General features: G+C 42.3%; 18 protein-coding genes, 1 pseudogene and 1 riboswitch. Of the genes and pseudogenes, 5 read left to right on the top strand and 14 right to left on the bottom strand.

From position 1 onward, the window contains the following. The 3 genes from AC3EBE_RS10640 to AC3EBE_RS10630 form a co-directional block, all read right to left on the bottom strand. Complete coding sequence (locus AC3EBE_RS10640; RefSeq protein WP_488595008.1) at positions 1-474, bottom strand: GNAT family N-acetyltransferase; 474 nt, start codon at positions 472-474, stop codon at positions 1-3. A gap of 83 nt (positions 475-557) precedes the next feature. Continuing rightward, positions 558-1,205, bottom strand: coding sequence for a pentapeptide repeat-containing protein (locus tag AC3EBE_RS10635; protein ID WP_488595007.1), 648 nt, complete (start codon positions 1,203-1,205; stop codon positions 558-560). A 338-nt stretch (positions 1,206-1,543) separates the two neighbouring features. Then, a complete protein-coding gene (locus tag AC3EBE_RS10630; protein ID WP_488595006.1) occupies positions 1,544-2,473 on the bottom strand; it encodes a DMT family transporter in 930 nt (309 codons plus the stop codon). 265 nt (positions 2,474-2,738) lie between these two features. Between AC3EBE_RS10630 and AC3EBE_RS10625 the strand changes: the two genes are divergently transcribed. Together AC3EBE_RS10625 and AC3EBE_RS10620 are read left to right on the top strand one after the other, a co-directional pair. After that, positions 2,739-3,707, top strand: coding sequence for an NAD(P)-dependent alcohol dehydrogenase (locus tag AC3EBE_RS10625; RefSeq protein ID WP_488595005.1), 969 nt, complete (start codon positions 2,739-2,741; stop codon positions 3,705-3,707). A gap of 170 nt (positions 3,708-3,877) precedes the next feature. Then, entirely contained in the window at positions 3,878-5,200 is a 1,323-nt protein-coding gene (locus AC3EBE_RS10620; RefSeq protein ID WP_488595004.1) for a DUF3238 domain-containing protein, read from the top strand. Between the two features lie 46 nt (positions 5,201-5,246). On the opposite strand, the gene AC3EBE_RS10615 is transcribed toward AC3EBE_RS10620, so the two are convergent. After that, a complete protein-coding gene (locus AC3EBE_RS10615; RefSeq protein ID WP_488595003.1) occupies positions 5,247-5,636 on the bottom strand; it encodes a thiol-disulfide oxidoreductase DCC family protein in 390 nt (129 codons plus the stop codon). Between the two features lie 86 nt (positions 5,637-5,722). Next, positions 5,723-6,817 (bottom strand): alpha/beta hydrolase, encoded by a 1,095-nt coding sequence (locus tag AC3EBE_RS10610; protein WP_488595002.1) that lies wholly within the window; start codon positions 6,815-6,817, stop codon positions 5,723-5,725. A gap of 166 nt (positions 6,818-6,983) precedes the next feature. On the opposite strand from AC3EBE_RS10610, the gene AC3EBE_RS10605 reads away from it, so the two are divergent. Then, positions 6,984-8,027: an S-layer homology domain-containing protein gene (locus tag AC3EBE_RS10605; protein WP_488595001.1), complete on the top strand. Its 1,044-nt coding sequence runs from the start codon at positions 6,984-6,986 to the stop codon at positions 8,025-8,027. Between the two features lie 97 nt (positions 8,028-8,124). On the opposite strand, the gene AC3EBE_RS10600 is transcribed toward AC3EBE_RS10605, so the two are convergent. Next, positions 8,125-8,694, bottom strand: coding sequence for a cysteine hydrolase family protein (locus tag AC3EBE_RS10600; RefSeq protein WP_488595000.1), 570 nt, complete (start codon positions 8,692-8,694; stop codon positions 8,125-8,127). 178 nt (positions 8,695-8,872) lie between these two features. Here AC3EBE_RS10600 and AC3EBE_RS10595 point away from each other — a divergent pair, with 178 nt between their 5' ends. Next, entirely contained in the window at positions 8,873-10,288 is a 1,416-nt protein-coding gene (locus AC3EBE_RS10595) for a vWA domain-containing protein (RefSeq protein ID WP_488594999.1), read from the top strand. 826 nt (positions 10,289-11,114) lie between these two features. Here AC3EBE_RS10595 and AC3EBE_RS10590 read toward each other — a convergent pair. After that, positions 11,115-11,414 carry a hypothetical protein gene (locus AC3EBE_RS10590; RefSeq protein WP_488594998.1) on the bottom strand — a complete coding sequence of 100 codons (300 nt, stop codon included), beginning with the start codon at positions 11,412-11,414 and terminating at the stop codon, positions 11,115-11,117. A gap of 140 nt (positions 11,415-11,554) precedes the next feature. Further along, entirely contained in the window at positions 11,555-12,877 is a 1,323-nt protein-coding gene (locus AC3EBE_RS10585; protein WP_488594997.1) for a M14 family zinc carboxypeptidase, read from the bottom strand. Between the two features lie 263 nt (positions 12,878-13,140). Here AC3EBE_RS10585 and AC3EBE_RS10580 point away from each other — a divergent pair, with 263 nt between their 5' ends. Then, a complete protein-coding gene (locus AC3EBE_RS10580; protein WP_488594996.1) occupies positions 13,141-13,989 on the top strand; it encodes a DUF2785 domain-containing protein in 849 nt (282 codons plus the stop codon). Positions 13,990-14,056: 67 nt separating this feature from the next. On the opposite strand, the gene AC3EBE_RS10575 is transcribed toward AC3EBE_RS10580, so the two are convergent. The 6 genes and pseudogenes from AC3EBE_RS10575 to clpP form a co-directional block, all read right to left on the bottom strand. Beyond that, positions 14,057-14,560: a DinB family protein gene (locus AC3EBE_RS10575; protein WP_488594995.1), complete on the bottom strand. Its 504-nt coding sequence runs from the start codon at positions 14,558-14,560 to the stop codon at positions 14,057-14,059. A 69-nt stretch (positions 14,561-14,629) separates the two neighbouring features. Next, positions 14,630-15,487, bottom strand: coding sequence for a pentapeptide repeat-containing protein (locus tag AC3EBE_RS10570; protein ID WP_488594994.1), 858 nt, complete (start codon positions 15,485-15,487; stop codon positions 14,630-14,632). Between the two features lie 116 nt (positions 15,488-15,603). Next, the gene (locus AC3EBE_RS10565) at positions 15,604-16,557 is read right to left on the bottom strand and encodes an ATP-grasp domain-containing protein (RefSeq protein ID WP_488594993.1); all 954 of its coding nucleotides are present in this window, start codon (positions 16,555-16,557) and stop codon (positions 15,604-15,606) included. Between the two features lie 257 nt (positions 16,558-16,814). Further along, positions 16,815-17,864, bottom strand: a pseudogene (locus tag AC3EBE_RS10560) (LLM class flavin-dependent oxidoreductase). A gap of 254 nt (positions 17,865-18,118) precedes the next feature. Continuing rightward, positions 18,119-18,224: riboswitch (SAM riboswitch) on the bottom strand. Positions 18,225-18,307: 83 nt separating this feature from the next. After that, a complete protein-coding gene (locus AC3EBE_RS10555) occupies positions 18,308-19,483 on the bottom strand; it encodes an LL-diaminopimelate aminotransferase (protein WP_488594992.1) in 1,176 nt (391 codons plus the stop codon). 250 nt (positions 19,484-19,733) lie between these two features. Further along, entirely contained in the window at positions 19,734-20,312 is a 579-nt protein-coding gene (gene clpP / locus AC3EBE_RS10550) for an ATP-dependent Clp endopeptidase proteolytic subunit ClpP (RefSeq protein ID WP_488594991.1), read from the bottom strand. Between the last annotated feature and the right edge of the window lie 21 nt (positions 20,313-20,333).

The following is a 20,333-nucleotide window of genomic DNA, read 5'->3' as shown; positions in this document are numbered from 1 at the left end:
TTAGGTTATGGCCTTTTTCATTTTGTAGCGGGGGTGAGTATCTTCCTCCTCTGCTCCCAGCAGCTCAAATCCATGCTTCTTGTAAAAAGCAATTCCCCTTACATTGGATGCTGATACTCTTAGCTGGTATTCATTTATTCCATTTTTACGGAAGTATTGCTCCGCATAGGCAATTAATTCAGCACCATATCCTTTTCCGCGGTATGCAGGCATTAGATAGAATAAGTTCACATATCCAAACCTTTTCTCCTCTTCCCTGATTTGCATTTCAATTTGGCCAACGGGTTGGCCATCCTTTTCGACAATGACCAGTCCGCCAGGAAATTTCAACAGCCTGGCAGTGATCCTGGCTAAATATTCGTTGTCATCGCCAAATAAGCGGTCATCACCAAAACTAACAACATACGAATCTCGTCTGAATTTTACAATAGTCTCAGAATCTCTCTTTAAATCGATGCTTCGGAAAGAAAGCAAGTGAATTCCCCCATTTCTTTTAAGACTATTAATGCTGTATCTTTAAAACCCCAGTCTCGCAGTCTGGGCTGGGAACAAAGGCTTCACTCCTTTACCTGTAATCCAAGGAGCTTTGAAAACCCAATCGCCTGATGGGATGACACGATACAGCCCTTCAATTTTTCCAAAGAGACGTTCAGCTGCTCGTAGGAACATGTACTTATGTCGATGCCGTTCAGTTCAGTTTCGGTAAAATCAGCGTTGTTCAGTTCACAATGGTTAAAGTCTACATTCTTGAGTTCACACCCGTAGAAGTTCGAATTATCCAAAGCTGACTGCGTGAAGCGAACGTTTTTGAGGTTCGAATCCGTAAAATCACTTAAATTAATATCACAATTTTCGAAGGTTACATGCCCGAGTGTGGTATCAGAAAAGTCAGCACCAAGAAGCTTGCATTCTTTAAATAATACACGGTGAAAAATGCCATTAGTTAACTTGGTATTAGAGAGATTGCAATTTTCAAAGATGACATCAACTGTATCAATTTTATTAAAGCCAGATTCCGAAAATGATGTATTTTTAAAATGGACCTTTGAAAAATACACTTTTTCCTCGGTTACATGGTCCAATTGGCCGCCATCCATTTCCGCATTAACGAATTCATTGTAATCATCAAGAATTTCACCATCAGGATTTACCTCATCTAAATAGGCCGGTATTTTCGGAAGATCTACTTTTATCTTTTTAGCCATAATGCACCTCTGGTTTTTTATAGGTTAATTTAACACTACACTTCATTTTCCCTGCTTATAAGTCTTTATTTTATTTTGGACTTGTGTCAATGAAAAAAGGAACCATTTCCGGTTCCTTTTAAAGGTGTGTTTAGGACTATTCAAATCAGAGTATTGCTGGTGATTTGTTATGATTGGTTGATTATGAATAACTTGAAATAAAACGGGTGTAGAATTATTATAATAGCGGCTATTAGAACAACTCGGCCCTCCAGTCTGCTTTTGAATTGTTATAGAGGCTCGAATAGAACAATTCAAACCATAAGTCGGCTTTTGAATTGTTCTAATAGCATGTTAATTTATGCATTCGATTGTTTCAGTTTTTCTTCTTCAACAGCTGACTTGTTTCCGCCAATCGACAGCCATGTTACGAAGATGAGCATTAGTATCACTCCCAGGAGCTGCATGCTTTGAAGCACCCTTTCAAACCAGATGACTGAGATCACCATTACTGTCAGCGGCTCGACGCTTGATAAAATACTCGTTTCGATGGCACTAATGTATTTCATGCTGCCGAGGAATAATAGAAACGCCATCGTACCGAAGATGATCAATATGCTCATGATCAGTATTCCTTCAGGCTGTACAATAAATGTCCATTGGTCATACTGCCAGACACGATAGATTAGGCCGAGGACAACTCCGCCTATCAGCATACTCCAGCCAACGATCGCCAGGATGCTCCATTCCTTCATAAGGCGCGCTGGATAAAGTGTATAGAAAGAGAAGGTTAATCCCACTGCCAGCCCCCATAAAAGGGCTTCCGTACTGACCAGGAGATTTCCGAGCGATCCATTTGTAAGCAATAAAAAGAGACCGGCAAGCGTTCCAGCTATTCCAAGAATTTGATAACGCGGCGGGAACTTTTTGTGAGTCAGCGAGACGTAAAGCACAACAAATATTGGAGCAGAGAATTGCAGCAGTGTCGCTACTACTGCATTGCTCGTTTCAATTGCATACGAGAATGTAAATTGCAGACCCACCATTCCAAAGATACTGAACAGCACCAGCTGATTCCTCCAGTAAGGAGTCTGGAGCACTCCAAAAACATCTTGCTTTTTTAATGCAAGGTAGCTCAATATTCCAGCCCCTGAAATAATCAGCCGGACAGTCAGCAGGAATGGGACAGTTAATTCAGTGTGAGCCAATACCCACTCCGTTAGCGACCCCGTCGTGCCCCATAACATCGAGCCAATCACAATCATCAAAATCCCCTTCAAACGCACCATTACCAGAACGCCCCTATTCTACAGGAAAAGAAAAATTTCCATAAACTATCATTCATATTAAATACTATACTACCATATAAACTACCGAAAAAAACAACTCCTTTACCGCATTAACGCGCCGGGGGTCAGACCCCCGGCGCGTTAATGCGGTAAAGCTTTTTGCTTTATTTCCAACGGGAGTTCTTTTATCAATGCTTTCGGGATATTTATTAGGTATTTAGTACCTTTGAAGTTGATCTTTAGGTCTGGATGAGGAGGGGTATTCGTGAAGGCTGTTGTTTGCAGGCGATATGGTTCTCCAGATGTTTTGGAGTTAACAGATATGGAAAAGCCTGGTCCTAAGGCTGGTGAAGTTCTCGTGAAGGTACATGCTTCTTCGCTGAACTTTGGTAATCTGGTGCTTTTAAAGGGGAAACCTTTTTTGGCCCGTTTTGCTTTTGGCCTGACTAAACCTAAATTTTTGATTCCAGGAGGAGATCTGGCAGGCACTGTTGAAGCGGTCGGAATAGATGTAAAGGAGTTTAAGGTTGGCGATGAGGTTTTTGGTGACCTGGCGGCTTCCGGCTGGGGTGCCTTTGCCGAATATGCGGCCGTTCCTGAAAGTGCTTTAACAACTAAACCGGTTAACCTTACATTCGAGGAAGCAGCGGCAGTCCCGATGGCTGGTGTTACTGCGTTACAGGCACTCAGGGATAAAGCACTGATTAAAGCAGGACAGAAGGTTTTGATTCACGGAGCCTCAGGTGGTGTCGGTTCTTTTGCCGTGCAGCTGGCCAAGGCATTCGGTGCGGAGGTTACGGCTTTATGCAGCACAAGAAATATAGGCATTGTTCAGACGCTTGGGGCTGATCATGCCATTGACTACACAAAGGAAGACTTCACAACAGGTCCGCATAAATTCGACCTGATTCTTGGAGTAAACGGACATCAGCCCCTTTCATCTTATAAGAATGCCCTAAACCCAGACGGGATTTTTGTTCATGTAGGAGGCTCTGAGTCACAGATGTTTCAGACGATGCTTCAGGGACCCTTTCTTTCAATGGCCGGAAAAAAGAAATTCAGATCCTTTTTGCAAAGACCCAACCAGAAAGATTTAACGCAATTAAGAGAATTGATCGAAGCAGGCAAAGTGAAACCTGTTATCGACCGAAGCTTCACTATGGGTAATATCGGCGAAGCCTTCAAGTATTTTGCTGAAGGCCACGCTCAAGGAAAAGTGATAATTACCATCTGATTAGAATTAGGAGGCACATAATCGATAATATTTGTGCCTTCCCATCTCACTTTTGACTAGCTTCACCTCCTATCAATCTTAGGATCACCAGAACATTTGAATGCGTTCACACCCAAGATTCTGGGTATACAGGTGGCAAGGACAATTTTAAAAGAAGAGGTGAAGGATCTATGAAAACCGAAAAGACATCAGAAAATACATCTAAAATGTCCAAAGTATTGCCTCTTGCCGCCCTTGGAGTTGCTGGAATCCTGTATGCCGGTTCTGTGAACAGACGCCGCAAGACAGCTGCTGTATCTCACTCAGAAATGCTAAATATGATGGAACAAAAGCCTACCAGCATTACTTTTGCCTGGCCAGATAAAGGCGGAAGGTATCGGGTGTACCGGAACGAGAAGCTGATATACAACGGTCCGGCTGCAGAGTTGACTGATCAGAATCTGGTTCCTGGCACTCTCTATACCTATACGATTGAAAAGATGGACGAGCAGGATCAGGTCATTGATCTGATGAAGATCCAAACAACTACAGATGTTGATTTTAAGGAAAAGGACAACCTCCTTCAGGATTTGATCATGACAACTGTTGTCGCAAATGGCCAGATTAGCCTCGAATGGGAACCTATTGAAGGTGTTTCTCAATATACTATCTTTAGGAACGGTATTCAGCTTAAGACGATAGACTCTTGTAAGTATACTGACCATCATTTAAATGCAGACGAAGAGTATATCTACACCATCAAATCGAAAAGACCACTACAGCGCTCCGACCAAATGAAATGGGAGATCAAATCTGTTGTTGCAAATGCGGTTGGTGCTATAAAGAAGGATTCTTCGACAGATATGGCAGCGAAGGAAGAATTTTCGATTACCAAGAAGATTGGGCCGCTCAACCAAGTGTTAAAACCGATTACAGAAAGCAATAAAAACAAGATAGATGGTCTCTGGCAGCTTCGCTATACTACTTTTTTAAAGGAAGAGTGGCTGCAAAATCCGAATACGGCCTCCGCTGACCATTATTTCAAGGGTGACAATCGCAGCTTCGAACCTGATTCAGACAGATTCAGGACTCGAGCTGATGTTTTCATTGACATCGAAAATCCTTCGGCTCTGTTAGGTAAGGAAGTTGGCAAGACTGAGGCGTTCAGTAAAAATGAAGAATTCATTGAAGCAGCCAACGCTTCAGATGAAGGTATAAAGCTGGATAAAGTTATGGCCGATGACGAAAAAGTGAGTTTCCATCTGCACCATAAAGTCAGCAATCCTTTAGTCATGTCGCCGGCAATCGATTATCTCGTATGCGGAACCTTTTATAAAAATGGCCAGTATGACCTTGTTGGCATCCATGACCAGGCACCAAACCATGAAGTATATTTAAAAAAGGCGGGTACAGAAGATTGGATGCCCATCCTGCAGACAGAAAGCAAAGGCCTTGAAATGATGGCAAATCAGCTCGCAAATCATTATTGGAGATATTCAACCTTCACACTATAAAAAAAACGGAAAAGCCTCGATGGAGTGCTTTTCCGTTTTTTTATATTTACAAGAATCGTTTGCGGATATTCGGCGGCGGCAGCATACAGCTGTCCTTCTGGCCAAACCATTTGTAGCGGTTTTTTGCGATTATATCATACACAATATTCCTGATGGGGCTAGGTACAACAATCAAGGCATAAAGCCATTTCCATGCCCCCTCCAGATGCCTGCTGATTCTGAGTGCTGCGGTGGATTTATAGTAAGCCTTCCCATCCTCTATCAAAATCATGCTGTCGACACCAGCGGGCACATTATGCTTTTTCACCAGCTCTTGCCCCGCTTCACTCTGCAATGAGGCAAAATGGAAAGTCCCTTTAGGATCCCTGTTCAGAATGAACTGGACGCTCGCATCACAAAAATTGCAGACGCCGTCGAAAAGTATTACAGGATGCATGTACATCCCTCCTAGTTTTAGACATTGTTGAATCTATACTATCTTTTATCCTTTATACACATAATAAAACACTTAATTGAGTATTGTTAGCGAGTTGACTCTTTAGAAACATTTATCATTTTGCTTATGATTAATACAAAATCGTCAACATTCGGGTAATGTGCTGATTTTTCAAGGGTAGTCAGCTCCTTCACCCCCTGAACTATTAATCTATCCAAAAATTCGGCAGCCAGTTCATAGCTGGTGATTTTATCATGCTGTCCCTGGAATAGATATACAGACGTATTGACTTGCTTTATTGTACGCAAATCAACATCATATTGAATTTCTTTTTGCAGATTTTTCGCAGTGAACAGGCTGAATTTCGCCCCGCTGACCAAAACTTTATATATATCACCCAGGGTGTAATCTGGACTTGTAAGTACCGGCTTTAAATAACTCAGGATCTTTACTTTTGGTATTTTTTCATCACTGTAATTATCGCCTCCATATTTACTTACATACTTACTATACTTTTCTTCATTCTCCAGTGAAAATGGGGCTTCGCCAAATGATGCAAGATCCTTTTTTAATGATGAATCAGCATTTTTATCGGCTATTTGCTGAAGCCACTTTGCTGCATGCCTTTGGCTTTCTGCATTATTAAGGAATTGAGACAAGCCAAAATACGCCTTTATGTTCTCAGGGTGTTTTTCAGCATATTTCAAGCCAATGATAGATCCCCAGGACATTCCAGCAAGATAAATTTTGTTTTGCCCAAAGCGTTCTATCAGGTAATTCACGACTTGATGTGTGTCTTCTATAAATTGTTCTATATTCATTGATTCAACAGGAATGCTGGCATTGAAGCTTTTCCCGGAACCTCTTTGGTCGTAATAGACAGCGATGAAATGATCAGTGATATCTGGGGATGCCCCTCTGGAACTTACGCCAAAGGGCATCGGCTGGCCGGGACCGCCATGAAGAAACAATATAATTGGGTTATCAGTACTTTTTCCCTCGATTAAGACAAATTGCTTTGTATGATTGACATCCAGCTGTATCAGCTCAGAAATCCCGCCATCTTCTGAAATTACGCTGGACTGCCGGAGCTTTTTTCTTTGAATGGATGATCTGCATAATAATAATCCTGATATGATTAAAACGATGAAAACAAATAAAAAAGCAATAACCTTAGCCACATTGACTCCTCCAATAATTCATATATCACTCATTAATCTTAATACATATTAAACAAGGAATATACCATTATTTTCTAATAACAATTGGTACTAAAGATGGAAAGAAATTTTAACTTCTTGCCGCTAAACTATGATTAGATAAATTTTTTCAATATGGGGTGTTGTGGTGAAAAAAGCTATTCTATCACTTGTTTCGGCTGTGTCTATACTTGCAATCAGCAATTCGCAGGTTTCAGCAGCGGGTTTTACAGATATTGAGTCATCTCCAATGAAGCCGCAAATCGAGAAGCTGGCCAGTGAAAATATCATCAGCGGCTATGCAGATGGAACGTTCCGGCCAAAGGAAAAAGTGACGAGAGCACAATACGCGAAAATGCTGGCTCTTGCTTTGGACCTGCCGCTTGATGCGAACTATTCCAAGTCCTTCACCGATTTGTCACCATGGTCAAAACCTTATGTCGGGGCTCTCGTGAAGGCAGGTATTACAAACGGTAAATCAAAAACTTTCTTTGGCGGGAATGACTATATCACCCGACAGGAAATGGCAGTCATGTTTGTAAGGGCTATGGGACTGGAAGAATATGTTTACATGCTTGATTACAACCAATCATTTGCGGATGCAAACAAAATTTCAAGCTGGGCAAAGCCCCATGTATTTTTCCTCAAGGAAATCGGTTTTGCTGATGGAAATGGCACATATTACTTCCCTCAAGATGCTACAACACGGGAAGCATTCGCAAAATTAACTTATCGACTTACATTTGAGGAGCATAAGTATTTTGAGCGGTCCTTGAATCTTATTGCAACGGGCGTATACGAGGATATCAAACAAGTCACCTATCTGGGCGATTCAATGATAAAAATCAACTATCTGGATGGCACTATAGAAGAGTCACATGCTGAAGATTTTTTAGATGAGCTATGGTGGAATTTCCACTATTATTCACTTGAGGATATGGATGGCCATGATTGGGCCTCATTGGATAGCGGTGAAAAGGAAGAATTGATCAACTTCATTCTCGATTATTGGGATAGCGGCTACAGTATTTATTACCTGACGAGAGAGAAAGAAGATGCTTACAGAGTTCTTCTTGACCGAATAAACCTTGTATTTTTGTATGACCACCAGCGAAACCAGAACTTCCTGAAAGCATTTGTCTGGGCTGCTGTTGATACACGGACAATAGATGTGGTGAATGAACCAGAATGAACAACAGCGCAGGATTCTCTTCCTGCGCTGTTTTTTTAACTATTTGCTGTTTACGGACAAAAGCCGGTTTACTTAGTGTGTGAAAGCAACAAAATGTCTAACCATTTAACTCGCTGATTAATTCTTCTGTTGTCACAATGGTGGCAAATTCTTTTTGCAGCATTGCCAGCTCATGTTCCTGAATGGCGTCTGCCGTGTAATATCCCCCATTATGGTCCGTTATTCCAAAAGCAGCAATAGCATCGGAAACCAGATAAGTATTATACCCAAGGTTTCCACTCATTCTCGTGGTCGTCGAGACGCAATGCTGAGTTGATAACCCTGTAATGACAACAGATTTTATTTGTTTTTCTGTTAAGTAAGCTTCCAGCTCCGTTCCTATAAAAGCACTATTCACATTTTTGCTGAACACTTTTTCCCCATCTAATGGTCTAATATGTTGCTTAATTTCCGTACCGTTTTTGTTTTTGTGGTTTAGCGGCGAATTCGGGTCAAGTGACAGATGCTTTGAATAAATAATTTCACCCTTCAATTTTCGCCATTCAGCCAGAAGACGCTGTATATTCCCTTCTGCCTCAGGATTATTTCGTTCACCCCAGTACGGATCATCGAATCCATTTTGCACATCCAAAACCAGTAAAGCAGGAAGTTCCCTAAATTGCGTCATATCCAATCCTCCAAGCAAAAATTTCTTTATTTCTAGGATGTGTTGATTCACAGTTTTGTACACCAGCAGTTTTATTCTTAAGTTATTCCTTCAACTTTCCTCCCTTTTCATGTTAAACTCTAAAAAGACAAAACAACAGCTTACATATATTTACTTTTAATCAATGAGGAGGAATGGTGTGAAACGTCATGCCCTATTATTCATGCTGCTCATAACAGTTGTTCTTACGGCATGCAGCAATGAACCAGAAAAAGAAACGAAAGCTGAAGGACCGGCAAAGGAAACAGTAAAGGTTCAGGAAAAGCCCGAAAACAGCCTTGGAGATCTTGATCAGATTAATCTAGAGGTCAACGAGGAGTCATTAAAAAACCTGCCTGCGGGAACGATGATGACCGATTATACATATGAAGAAGATATTACTGATACCGGGTTCGATCGTCCTGAAATGTCCACAGAGCTAAAAAGCAGGCTTCCTGAAAAACTGGAGGAACTAGCGAAGCAAACCACCGATCTAGAAACCTTAAAAAAGGGATTAGTTTCCTTGCTGGCAAGTCCACACTACAAACAGGTCCTTGAAGGCGCGAACTCGTATGAGCCTCATTTTGAAGAACCTTTCCTTCCAGACCCGACAGTTTCAGAAGGCGGTGAGGAGAAAAAAACATCCGATAAGGCCATTATCCTTTTGGACGCCAGCTCCAGTATGCTTTTACAGACAGATGGACGTGTAAAAATGGACATTGCCAAGGACGCGGTGAAAAGCTTTGCGCAGACAATTGGACAGTCAAGTGAAGTTTCTCTGGTCGTCTACGGCCACCAAGGCTCAGAAGCAGACGCTGATAAAGCTATCTCCTGTTCAGGAGTGGAAGAAGTCTATCCTATGGGCAAATATTCAAAGAAGGAATTTCATGCGGCTGTCGATTCTTTCGAGAGCAAAGGCTGGACACCTCTCGCTGGAGCAATTCAAAAGGCAGCTGAAATGAGCAGCAGTTATGATGGATCTACTACTGTCTATATCGTCAGCGATGGCGCTGAAACATGTGATGGCGACCCTATCCAGGCAAGCAAAGATTTAGTGGCAAAGAACGGCAGCACTACTGTCAATATCATTGGTTTCGATGTTGATGGCAAAACGGAGAACCAGCTGAAGGCTGTTGCTCAAGCAGGAAACGGCGAATATTTTAAAGCTGACAACCCTGATGAATTGAAAAATACGATCCAGTATGAATGGCTTCCATCTACACTGGATCTCGCCTGGGCGTTTACGATGGCTCCGGATGGATGGGAAATGCTTGCGGAATATAAAAAGGCTGAGGAGTTCCCTCTCCATTTATGGAACATAGGCAGACGCGAGGCACACCGGATCATCGATGCCGCTGCAATCATGGCTGAGAACGGCTGGATTACTGATGAACAGCAATCCGAATTACGGGATTGGGGATTCGAACGAAGTGAAGCAATGAAAGAGCTTCACTATGAGCTTTCTAAAAGAAATAAAGAGAAAGCAGATGTAAAAAGCAAAGAAATCCGCCAGCGAGTCGATGAATGGACAGAAAAAATGAAGACATTGAAGAAGGAACGCGGGGATACTTGGTAATTAAGAAAAGCGAAAGCTCTTAAAAAGGAATGGCGACTAAGTTCGCCACATCCTTTGGCAACGTCGCCGTCAGCACATCCTGTGCAAGTCCGACCAGCGCTGGCCGACAAAGACCGCCACGTCCTGTGGCAACGTCGGCACTAGAACATCGTGTTCGTCGGAGGGCCTGTCAGTGAAGTCGCTCTTTGACTTCATTGGCAGGACCGAAGCGTCTCGAGGAGTTAGGAGCCGCAGCTAGACAAGCGACTCGAGGGGCTAGGCGCTGTAGCTAGACAGTTTGAGAAGAATGCAAATATTCTTTAAAGCAAAGAAGACGGTTCTCATATAATGAGAACCGTCTTTTTTGTTCACTAAATCTCCCATATGTTCACCAAATCATCATCCCCTTATCGTGTTGCAAGTACAAAAACACCTTATAATGTTCATGTATTCACGTAAAGGAGCTGATCCTGATGAAAGATAAGTTCATTGATATAGTTATTGGTCTGACAGTATTTTGTTTGGAATGGACTATTTTATTCATTCTTGCTTCTGACAGGGAAATGAAAGCTTAAGTTTGAACCCTCTTGCTCAACAAGAGGGTGCTATCGTATACAATTTCTTTAAATATTGAAATACTTACAATTCCTATTTAGATTGTAATCTAAAATTGGTCTGTTGATTTCCGTTCCAGGCGCTTCGCTTTGCTCCTGCGGGGTCTCACCTGTCCCGCTTCATCCCGAAGGAGTCTTCGGGCCTGGAACGAAGAGCAACAAGGTTTTACTACGGATATAGTAATTTTCATACATCTCTTGTCGATTAACCTCTTAATATAGCAGGTGTTTCTCTATAATTTTTCTATTGCAATTCCATGCTTCGTTCTGTTTACGATTACTTCATCGTTAACTTGAAAGCTCTGGTAGACTTTTTTATTGACTACTATTTTTTCATTAAGGAATAGCACCCAATAGCGCTTTTCCGATTGATAATTGCCATACTGATTGCTTACGAGCGTTTCTGTTCCTTTTTCTGTGATAAAACCCTGGCTTTGCTGAAAACGAAACTCTTCTGAAAGAAAACCTTCGTAAGCAAATGACAGCAGCCCGATGCAAGAAATCCAGAGAACGATGCTTATTATATTTTTCATTCCATCACCCGTGCTTAGCTTATGGAGGATGGAGGAAAATTAAACATTTAATGATAAAACCCCCTGATGACAGCAAAGAACATCAGAGGGTCGATTTTAATTAAACGATGTGAAAGCAATAAAGCTTACGAAAAGCTCGTTTAAAAGTCTTTTTCCGTTTCTCTCGTTGTTGGATCTTCAATCCTGTTCGATGATTCAGGAATTGCATCATAATAGGATGGATCAACATCATGGATGCTTCCGTCCGCGAGGCCTTTGAATACTTCAAAGAGTGGAACTTTGACGGTTTCCTTCAGCATTCCAGCCTGCTTTTGGCCGAGGGTCTGGCTTTGTCCTTTAATTTCAATCAGCATGATTGCCGCATCATTCAAGGCGAAAGCACCAAGTGCGGTTCCCGGTAGGTTAACGTCAGGATACTTCTGGATGGCTCCAAAGTGTGAGAAGCCGCGTTGAAGTGCCTGGGCGGAAAGTGCGTTAACCTGCTTTCCAAGCTTCAATACATCCTCATCGACTTCATATTGCTTACCTGAGAATGGGTCTGTATATGGATCTGCCACTACGGCCGCAACCTGAACAGGAACAGAGCGATTATCTTCTTCTGTTAGAGTATTGAAGCCGCGATGGTGCACATCAACATATACGTCCGGCTTGAATTCCTTGAATACACTCGTAACAGTCCTTGCTTCAGCGGTCACATAGAAACCGCCATACTGGCTATTGTTCGTTCCTTTGCTGTTCAGGAAGTCAGCAACTTTTGCTTGATCCTCGTTTTCAACTCTGAAATCAAGGTTAGGGTTATAGTCACGGTTCTGGTCATATCCCGGAATGCCGTAGACGACTCTTCCATTATTGTTCTGTGCCCGCTCACTGCCATCACTGTTGTAATACCATGGAGCAGCCGTACCTGCTGGGAGCTGGATGTTTTCCGGCAGCCATGTCTGATGGGTATAACGAGTTGGGTACCATTTGCCTTCATATGTATTATCGGCACCTTCCGGATTGATGCGCGGCATGATCCAGATCGATACATTCTCCAGGATTTCTTCTACTTCCTTGCCACCCGTGTTAAGTTTTTGAATGATATCCATTGCTGCCTCTGTACCAATTTGTTCATTCCCATGAATTTGAGTCGTGATCAAAACTCGTTTTTTGTTTGGATCAGCATCGCCAAATTTCACGACATATAATGGTTCCCCCTTATCCGCCTCTGTTTGGTACCCATCCGGTGCAAGGTTTGTATAGCCAGCCACTTCAAGCTTCATTTTCCCATGAGAAGATGCTTCCAGCTTTTGCAGAGACTTGTACAATTCTTCATTGGACATATAACTTGATAAAGAGATATTTTGCTCGTTTTCAATGTAAGGACCATTCGGCTTTGACTGCGGATCGGCGAATACCGTGGATGAAGCAATCATCGATAGAGCCATCGCTGTTGGTACTACAACCTTCGTAAACTTCTTCATTTTCCATGCCCTCCTGCTATTTTTTATTTAGCAACCCCACTATTTCGTGTTGCTTAATAGTTAGTATAGGAGCTCACAAAGAAAAAGTATAATAAAATATCTATTAATTCAGAAAATTGATACTATTGTTTTAGATGCCCTTTTTTAATAAGGAAAAAAGTATGAATATCAAAGCATTCAGCCTCCTAATAATGAACTATAAAAACGACACTCATATAGGTAAATTATGTTAAAGTATATTTATCTAAATTGGAGGATTGGGAATGTATCTAACCGCAGAAGAATTAAAAAATGAATTAAAAATGCTAGACTTTAAGCAGCCTGATAGAATAGTATTCAAAAATCCGGATTACCTTTTAACAAGCATGGTCGAACATATCGGCTCTCCAGATCCTGAGCTTAGAGATAAACTCATTTATACTAGCTTTTTCTATTTAATAATGGACGATTATCTTACATATGCCCAAATGAAGAGTTTGATTGAAACATGTCTTGATGAAAATTATCTATTCTTGAATATCGACTTAATGAATGATGACTCAGTCTTTACGCGCGCATTTTCATCACTTGTCATTGCCCTTATATTAGGTAAGGACCGGGAAGCACGCTTTCTTCCTGACGAACTCGTAAACCGTGCTATAGAAAGCAGTATTCATTATTTGCAAAAAGAGCAGGATTTACGTGGTTACGTTGAGGAAAAGGGCTGGGCACACAGCATTGCCCATGGTGCGGATCTACTGGATGAAGCAATAAAGCATCCACTATTTGATATCAAGATGGCTGAGAAATGCCTGGACGCCATTGGTGGCAGCCTATTTAAGGGTACAGTTTACATAGATGACGAGGATAAACGCCTTATATCTCCCATTACTGCATTATTAGATAGGAATATGAGTGAAATGATTTTAAAAAAATGGATTGAGAACTTGTCAATAAATCTAGCCAAATTGCGAAATCCACAAAAATTTTCTCTGCGTTTTTACAGAACACGGACGAACTTAAGCAACTTTCTAAAAACACTGTACTTCAGCATGATTTTTAATAGTGCCGGCTTGGAAGTGAGGAAAACCATCGAGGTCATTTTGAAAAAGTGGGAGCGGAATGAATTTTGATAATGAAATGAAAAACGGCAGTTCAAGGACTGCCGTTTTCGTATGGCTACCGCAATAAATAATTTAATTACATCTTAGGTGCATCCATTCCTATCTGACTCCATTCATCCTTTGACGGGCCATAAATGCCGGGCACCTGTAAACCTGCCTGTCGCATTAAGACAGTCATTTGTCCTCTATGGTGTATTTGATGCTGGATAATCAATAGAAGAAGCGTCCCCTTTGTCATCCTGTTTCCAAAGAAATCGATCTCTTCATCCAGATTTTCATCAATAAATTGAGACTTTACAGCTTGCATTAATGCATTGCTGGCTTTCTCATAGGACTTAAGAATAAATTCTGCGGAGTCAGGGACAGGGTAATCCTCCGCCGGTGCGTCAAAATCAATTCCTGCCTGTGATGCCATTAATTTGATTGCTGCAGTAATATGCCAAGCGATTCGGCCCAGCGTCCAGTTTTCCGCGGTGATTTGCTGCGACAATGACTCATCCGTCAATTGTTCGAGTACTTTTTTTGTGGATGAAGCCTCAAACTGCCACGAAGCCAAAAAACGATCTACTGTTTTAAACATAGCCATCCTCCTAAGATAAAATAGGCCCAACCTTTATAACTATTCGAGGATGGAAATAAATATCCTTTTTTAATGATCTCCTGAAAGGCCCTGCCAATGAACTGGCCTTGTTAAGCCTGACGGCAATTTGGTATTTTTATCTCCCCTTGCCGAATTCACCTGAGCCTGGGTCAAAAAGAAGCTTCCCGATAAATTTGCTCCGCTCAAGTCAGTGTCCCTCATATCAGCACCAATAAAATCACAATCCCGCAAATCCGCTTCCCTGAAATCTGCCGCAATCATCACTGCACCACGTAGATTTGCCCCTCTAAGGTCTGCCTTGCGCATTTTTGCTCCAAGAAACATGCTGCCCCTTTTCAATTTTCGGGCAGTATTGTTTCGTGGAACTTTCTTGCGAATCAGCTCACTTGTTTTCAGCAGTTTCTCATTGACTGAGGCACGAACGTCATCAATATTCAGCGTCAATAAATCAGTCGGATCCATAAATGTGAGTTTTTCGGTATTTATAAAGGCTGCCGACAGTTCATCATGCAATACTTCTGCTCCTCTTAGGTTCTGTGCCTCATTTAAATAGAGAAGCATTTCATGGAGCTGCTGCATTACGGGAAAAACGGCAAACATTTCATCTGAAAGTTCGGGATTTTGCATCCAGTCCCTTCCCTCGTATGTCACCTGGGAAACCTTTTGCCCAGCGCCAAAGCACTCATACACGGTACATCCCTTAAAGCCAATGAAACGCAAATTTGTATGTTTGCTGCATTTAAAATCGTTTTGAAGGTTGCTGCAAGGAATACCGCCAGCTTTATCCTTTGCAAAATCAGCAGATTTGGCAAAAGGCAATGCTACACAGCAAAGTCCAAAGCAGCTTCCACAGTCAGAGCTCAATTTATTTATAAGATCATGGTCATTTATTACTTGATTTGGCACTTTCCACAACTCCGTCTCAATTAACTCAAAAACATCCACTCTAATCAGTCTAGCATATTTTTCCTTAAAAATAGTAAAAGCAGCGGACGAAATTCGCCACGCTGCTTCTCAATCCTTTATACTCTCGATAAAGAATACTCAGCCTGAAGCTCTCTTTTCAGAAATCCTGCAAGCTCCAGCATTCCATATTTACCAGCCGCTTTTTCTGCATCAGAATTATAATTCGTATTCGTATTGATATCGTAGGTGAAAATTTCTCCCTGCTCATTCTGAATGAATTCAATTCCCGCTACGAAAATGTTATTTGCTTTAAGTACCCTCTTGTATTTTTCAATGATTGAATCATAAAAGCTTTCTTTTATCTGGAATTTGGGTTTCTGTTCAGTTTCTTCTCCGACAGGACAAAATAGGTCTCCAATCTGGCAGGCATCTGCAGGACATAGTTCAAAGCCTTCTGACGTATCAACTCTTACAGCATAGACAAATTCTCCGCCAACAAATTCACACCTAGTGATGCTGCTGTCTGGCGACTGGATATACTCCTGGATCAGGGTTACACCGTCTACCGGTTCTTCGAATGAAGCCCCTCCCACATATGACTTCAAGCCTTCAATCGACTGGAATAGCTGTACGCCGAGCCCCTTGCCTGCCCGGTTATGCTTCGTTATAAAAGGTTTTCCCTCGAAATCCCTGGCTGCTTCAAGCAGGTGTTCCTTCCCGACTGCCGCTATTGTCTTTGGCGTTTTTACACCATGCTTGTTTAGTTCAAGGTATTGTTTTACCTTGCTCACTTCAAGCTCAAGGGCCCTCGTTCCGTTGAATACTTTCCTGCCGTGGCTTTCCAGCCAGGCTAGTACTTGTGATGCATACTCTGGTGCAAAACGATGCCCCCTTGTATGGGAAGATGCACTCATCCTGCTGTAAAAGATGCCTTCTGGCGGCTCTGCTGTTAAATCCAATGTTCCCTGATCAAGATGCCATTCTTCAAACGGGACATTCAATTCCTCAAGTCTTTTTGTCAGATGAATGGTCCATTCGCTATTTTCATGAATTATATATACTTTGCTCATAGTTTCATCTCCTTTTTATTAGGCTCTGTTATACAAAGCTGTTGATTTTCGTTCCAGGCGCTTCGCTTTCCTCGGGGCGTGCGCTGAGCCTCCTCGGCGCTTCGCTTCTGCGGGGTAAAATGGCCCCTTCTTTTCGGGCCATTTCTACCTAGGTCTCACCTGCCCGCTTATCCCGAAGGAGTCTGCGCGCCTGGAACGAAGAGCAACAGGATTATAATTCAACATTGGTATATTACAGAGCCTTTTATTAAAAAAACTTAAACGGCCAGGCTTTTTCTTTTTTCCTCAACAAGCGGCATGACTTGTTTTGCGAACCGCTCCATTTCCTCAAGCTGAGGAGAGAATTGCAGAAGCAGCAGACCAAGTCCAGCTTCCTCATACTGTAAAATCTCTTCAGCAATCTGGTCTGGTGTTCCAATTAAATTTGGCCTCAATCCGCGATTGGAAACGGAGTAATCCTGAAGCTGGATCTGCTGTTCCAGCTGGGATTTGCTTGTGAAATCTTTAAAACCGGCATATGCACTGGATTCCTTCACATCCGTAATTCTTGCGAGTTCAGCCTGTGCCTCTTCCTCGGTATCCCTGCAAATGACGTAAGCTGCCATCCCGAACTCTGACAGCTCAGGATTCTCGGTTTTTGCTCTCCGAGATTTCATATCGGAAATCTTTCTTTCAATCTCTTCCACAGTGCCGCCATGCATCACATATGCATCACATTTTTCCACAATCGTCTGTTTGCCTTTCTCGCTTTCGCCACCGGCATACAAAATTGGATTAGGCCGCTGGACTGGTTTTGGATATAGCTTAGTATCTTTCAGCTGATAGAAATTTCCGTCAAAAGAAAAACTAGGTTCGCTCCAAAGCCCTTTCAGGACATCGATGAACTCCCTTGTTCTGTCATAACGCTCGTCATGCTCTGTGAAGATTCCGCCATACTGTCGGGCTTCCTCTTCTCACCATGCTGAAACGACATTCAGGGTAAATCGTCCATTACTGATTTGATCAATATTTGCTGCCATTTTGGCAGTGATTGCAGGATTGTGAAATCCCGGACGCACTGCTGCCATGATTTCTATCTTCTCAGTTACCGATGCCAGTGCCGCTGCAGTAGTCCAGGCTTCGAGCGAATCATGCTCCGGCCCTTTGATATCATTCAAGTAAAGCTCTGCTATTAAAGTTGTTGAATATCCCCAACGCTCTGCAGCCTGGATCAATTCCTTGTTATACTCGAACGTAGCCGGCATTTGTTCATCCTCAACATTTCTTAACCATCCACCGAAAATCGGCAGCCAAAAACCATACTTCATCCTAATCTCTCCTCCGCTGCTTAACATTAACTCTACTATACCAACCTGTTAAGTTGGCATTATGGATAAAAAATTTAACACTTAAAACTGTCAGAACAACTCGTTTTCCTTTTTACAAGTTGGATTGTTCTAATGCACCGTCTGGTACAATATTCCGCTTTTCAAATTTGAATCTTTCAAAAGTACAATCCTGAAAAAGCCTCCGATAAAACAAAAACTCCCTTCATAAAGAAGAGAGTTCAATAAGCACTCTCTTCTCATCTTTCAGACAATAATGTCCGCAGGAATTGGCACAGTATTCGTAAAGAACCTGTTGCCGAGGTTTCGCAGGGCCTATCCCTCCACCTCTCTTGATAAGAAGAAAATCATATAAAGTTTTAGTTCACTAAAGTGATAATATTCTAAATTAATATAAAAGTCAATTCGTTTACCGAAATATTTTTTTATTTTGTTTGGGCAAGCAAAAACTGATCTACACGCTGAGCTGCCTCTGTCAGGCGTTCAGACGGCTGCACCATTGCGATTCGGACATAGCCCTCTCCCTGTTTGCCAAAAGCATCACCTGGCACAACAGCGACTCCCTCCTCCTCAATCAGCTTGAATGCAAACTCTCGTGACTTCCACCCCGCAGGAATCTTTGCCCAGACAAACATAGTTGCCGGTGATTTAGCAACCTGCCAGCCGCTGTCCCTCAAACCATTGATCAAGGTATCCCGCCTTAGTTCATATTGATTCACCTGGTCCTGCAGGAAAGAGAAATCTGAAGTCAGCGCCGTCACTGCTGCTTTCTGGATCGGCAGAAAAATCCCGTAATCGATATGTGATTTGAAGGATGCGAGACAGCTTATGACTTCTGGATTCCCTACCACATATCCAATCCGGCAGCCTGCCATATTAAATGTTTTTGAGAGCGAGTTGAATTCCACGCCCACTTCCTTCGCACCAGGAACCGACATGAAGCTAATTTGCGGGTTATTGTCAAAAATCAGCTCTGAATAGGCAAAATCATGGACAACCAGGATATTATGCAGCTTTGCAAACTGCACAACCTCCTCGAAAAAGCTTCTATCCGCCAGCGCTGTGACAGGGTTTCCCGGGTAGCTTAATATCATCATTTTCGCTTTCGCCAATACATCTGCAGGAACTTCATCAAGCTTGGGCAGAAATTTGTTCTCCGCCAGCAACGGCATTGGATGAATCATCCCTCCCGCGATATTCACGCTAGCTTCATAGATTGGATAACCCGGATCAGGTACAAGCACATAATCCCCTGGATCGATGATTGCAGTAGCCAGATGAGCAAGTCCATCCTGCGATCCCATTAGCTGCAGCACTTCATTTTGATCATTCAGTTCTACTCCATAGCGCTCCCGGTAAAAATAAGCCACTGCCTCATTAAATTCGCTGATTCCCTTCAAAGTATATCCGTATTTGGAAGGATCCTTTGAATACTCAACAAGTGTATCAACAACAAAAGATGGCGGCTGAAAATCCGGGCTGCCAATACTAAGATCAATTACATCTTTCCCGTTCAGCTTGGCTGCCTGCTTCCGGTCGACTACCTCCTGAAAAATACTTGAAGACATTTTCCTGATCTTTTCTGATCCAATTAGATTCATAGCTTTTCCCCTCCACCGTTTTTGCATCCTGATGTATGTAGATTAATTATTCTTACTTTTTAAAATATAAATTCCATTATAGCAGGGAGACTCATTCAGTTCTACAGTTCTTTTCTTCTTTTTTGCGTTGAAGCAATGAAGTATCTGTGATAATAAAAAATATACCATTTTCTACATGATTATTGAAAGGGATATCTCTCTTCTTTTCTGAAAATAAAAAAATGAGCTGCAGATACAGCTCATCCGTAAATTATTTGGTAATGATCTTATCAATAATCCCATACTCAAGCGCTTCCTTGGCGCTCATGAAATAATCCCGGTCTGTGTCCTTTGCAATTTTTTCAACAGGCTGGCCGGTGCGCTCTGAAATGATTTGATTTACGTGCTCGCGCAGCTTGAGGATCCGGCGGGCTGAAATTTCAATTTCCGTTGCCTGGCCCCTTGCTCCGCCAAGCGGCTGGTGAATCATGATTTCACTATTGGGAAGAGCAAATCTTTTACCCTTTGTTCCCGCGAGCAGCAGCATTGCACCAAAGGAAGCGGCCATCCCAATACAGATAGTGCTAATATCAGGTTTGATGTATTGCATTGTATCAAAAATCGCGAACCCGGCTGTAGTAGAACCGCCAGGACTATTAATGTAAATCGATATGTCTTTATCCGGATTGTCTGCTTCCAGGAACAGCAATTGGGCGATGACGCTATTGGCGACCTGGTCGTTTATTTCATCCCCAAGCATGATAATCCGGTCCTTCAGCAGACGTGAATAGATATCGTAAGATCTTTCTCCCCTGTTCGATTGCTCGATCACATATGGAATTGTTCCCATATAAAATTCCTCCCTTTACAG

Source organism: Mesobacillus sp. (assembly GCF_057785455.1).
The sequence above is the reverse complement of the archived record's forward strand: the minus strand, read 5'-3'. Positions and strand labels throughout refer to the sequence as shown.